This is a genomic window from Wolbachia endosymbiont of Drosophila baimaii (assembly GCF_028982185.1).
GTDB classification, from domain to species: Bacteria; Pseudomonadota; Alphaproteobacteria; order Rickettsiales; family Anaplasmataceae; genus Wolbachia; species Wolbachia pipientis.
Genome location: NZ_JAPQLE010000092.1, coordinates 1 through 2938 on the forward strand (window position 1 = coordinate 1; position 2938 = coordinate 2938).

The window sequence follows — 2938 nt, forward strand, 5'->3', positions numbered from 1 at the left end:
TACTATATGCAGATAGGGCATATGACAGAGAAAAGCTCTATAAGCTGTGTAATCAATATGGTATAAAAACGAAAATTCCTCCGAAAAACAACGCAGCAGAGCATCCAAAGTTAGACTATATGGCTGAGAGAAATTCTGCAGTCAAGCTCATAAGGTCATATGATGAAGATGGTATAAAGAAGTGGAAAAAAGAGATGAGTTATGGAAAAAGATCTTATATAGAAAGTTTTTTCTCGCGACTGAAACAAACATTCTGGTTTAGTTTTAGGAATAAATCTGAGACAAATAGAGAGAAGGAACTACTTGTTAAATGCTATTTGCTCAATAAGTTCACTGATATTGGTATGGCTAAATTTGAGATAGCTTCATAAATTTATTGTGCGTTACCTACTATCCGAAGAGCGATGCAACAAAGCCATCCCAGTGTCAGCTACTCGGATGACAAAAAAAGGAGCACTGGGATGACAGGAGAGGGAGGCTACTTGGATGACATCATAGGGGCACTGGGATGACACCATTCTTTTTCCTGGATCCAAATAGTCAAGGCACTGGAATGACAAAAAAAGGAGGCACTGGAACGACAAAGTGGAGTGTCTGCCTCTGTCATCCTATGATAGCTAAAAAGACCTGGTCACGCGCTGGAATGACACCGAAGGGGCTACTGCCCTCTTGGATGGAGACCAGTGTCAGCTACTTAGATGATACCTTTTTTCTACTTAGTTTAGGTTATGCAGAAGTCTAATACAATTATAGAACAAGCTTAAAAATTCTGGTAAAGTAGTTTTATTTACAAAGAAAGAATATGCTACTTGAAATTGAAAAGCGCAGCATAACAAATGCATTGTGGAAGTTGCAAGAAGCAGATCAAAGGCAAATCTTAACTCTTACACAGAGATTTGAGTTACCAGAAATATTAGCAAGAATATTGGTTACTCGTGGTGTTAACATAGAAAATGCAAGCGACTTCTTATATCCACTAATCAGATCGCTATTACCAGATCCCTTTCACCTTCTTGATATGGATAAAGCTGTTTCTCGTATAATATGGGCAATAAAAAATGATGAAAACCTTGCAATATTTGGTGACTATGATGTTGATGGTGCAACGTCGTCAGCATTGATTAACAGGTACCTGAGAGCAATCGATATACACTCTATAATCTACATTCCAGATCGTGTTGATGAGGGTTATGGATTAAACACAGATGCTTTATTACAACTTAAAAAGAATGGAATTGATTTATGTATTTCCGTTGATTGTGGTACGCTTGCATATCAACCAATAGAAGATGCAAAGGCTTTTGGTCTTGATATTATAGTTGTTGACCATCACCTTGGTACGGAAAAATTACCAAGCGCCGTAGCAGTTGTGAATCCAAACCGCCTTGATGAGAGCTCTCCTTATAATAACCTAGCAGCAGTTGGAGTGTCATTTCTGCTAATTGTTGCTCTTAATAAAAGCCTACGTGAGCAAGGATTTTTTACCAACAAAAAAGAACCAGATTTATTTGATCTGTTGGATTTGGTTGCCCTGGGAACTGTCTGTGATGTTATGCAGATCACAGGCCTCAATAGAGCACTTGTCTCACAAGGATTAAAAGTTATGTCAACAAGAAAAAACGTTGGCTTGCGTGTTTTATTTGATGCTTTGGGAATCCTTGAAAAACCAAGTGTTTCTCGATTAGGGTTTAGTATTGGGCCATGCATAAATGCTGGAGGAAGAATTGGAGAAGCATCGCTTGGTGCAAGGTTGCTTTCCACCGATGATGATGAAGAGGCACATTCAATCGCGCTAAAATTAATAGATTTGAATAATGCAAGAAAAGTGTTAGAAAATGAGGCTCTCTTGGAAGCTACAGCACAAGCGGAAAAGTCTGCCCAATCAAGTGCGAATTTTATAATGATAAGTGGCAATTGGCACCAGGGAATAATTGGTATAATTGCATCAAGGCTAAAGGAGCAGTTTCACTTGCCAACAGTAGTGATATCTTTAAATAATGGAATGGGAAAAGCAAGCTGTAGATCAATTTTGGGAGTTGATATCGGTGCTGCAGTCCTTTCCGCAAAGTTTATAAATTTGATTATTGAAGGTGGTGGCCATAGTATGGCGGCAGGATTTTCAATTAAAGAAGACAAAATAAATGATTTGCATGATTTTTTTACTGAAAGATTTTCAAATTCTATAAATGAGAAAACTTTAAAAGCTGATAGTATAGTAACTGCTAAAGCAATAAATTTGTCTTTATGGAATCAATTGCAACGCTTGGGACCATTTGGAGTTGGAAATCCTGAACCAAGGTTTATTATCCAAGGAGCAAAGATAAGAAAGCCTGAAGTTATAGGAGTTGACCATATAAAATGTTTTATTGCTGATGATAATGTTATGGTAAGAGCTATTGCATTTCGTTCTGCAAATACTCATCTTGGCTCTGCTATCATGCAGGGTAATGTTAAAGCTATTTTGGGTAAAATCTCTATGAATTACTGGAATGGCAATGAATTTGTACAATTTTTAATAGAAGATGTATTGACCATTAGTTGAGTGTATCTGTTCAGCAGAGTGGCAAAATAGGTAGACAAGATAAACCAAAAAATCAAGAAGAAGTGAGTGTGCACTTGTCCGTAAAGTCTTTCCATTTCTCCCATTTCTTCGATTATTCTCTTCACTTTCAGCTAATAAGTGATTTTCTATTTCACCTTCCAAACTTGCCTCCAGCAGCTTTTTTATAAATGGTGTAAATGCTCCATCCCTTCCTGTTAATGGTCTGCCTTCCCTTATTGATGACAGTATATTTGCTTCCAGTTCTTTGTAATCTACCAAACCGGTAGTTCTGTTTACTACTTTCTGACTCATTGTCAAACCTCCATTTTTTTATATCAATTTATTACTTTTTTTTCGGTTTGACACACTTTTTTGAACCATACGCGTCAAGTTAAG

The 2938-nt window shown here is 37.2% G+C and carries 3 protein-coding genes and 1 pseudogene; 3 read left to right on the forward strand and 1 reads right to left on the reverse strand.

All coding sequences use genetic code 11. The features are described from left to right. From OZD66_RS03035 to recJ, 3 genes are all read left to right on the forward strand, one after another. Positions 1 to 371, forward strand: a 371-nt coding sequence (locus OZD66_RS03035) for a transposase (protein WP_338061736.1), incomplete at its 5' end; no start/stop codon positions are given. A gap of 137 nt (positions 372 to 508) precedes the next feature. Beyond that, positions 509 to 742 carry a hypothetical protein gene (locus tag OZD66_RS03040; RefSeq protein ID WP_182366672.1) on the forward strand — a complete coding sequence of 78 codons (234 nt, stop codon included), beginning with the start codon at positions 509 to 511 and terminating at the stop codon, positions 740 to 742. A gap of 60 nt (positions 743 to 802) precedes the next feature. Continuing rightward, positions 803 to 2542: a single-stranded-DNA-specific exonuclease RecJ gene (gene recJ, locus OZD66_RS03045; protein ID WP_182366669.1), complete on the forward strand. Its 1740-nt coding sequence runs from the start codon at positions 803 to 805 to the stop codon at positions 2540 to 2542. 54 nt (positions 2543 to 2596) lie between these two features. Here recJ and OZD66_RS03050 read toward each other — a convergent pair. Then, positions 2597 to 2854, reverse strand: a pseudogene (locus tag OZD66_RS03050) (IS256 family transposase); the annotation flags it as partial. Between the last annotated feature and the right edge of the window lie 84 nt (positions 2855 to 2938).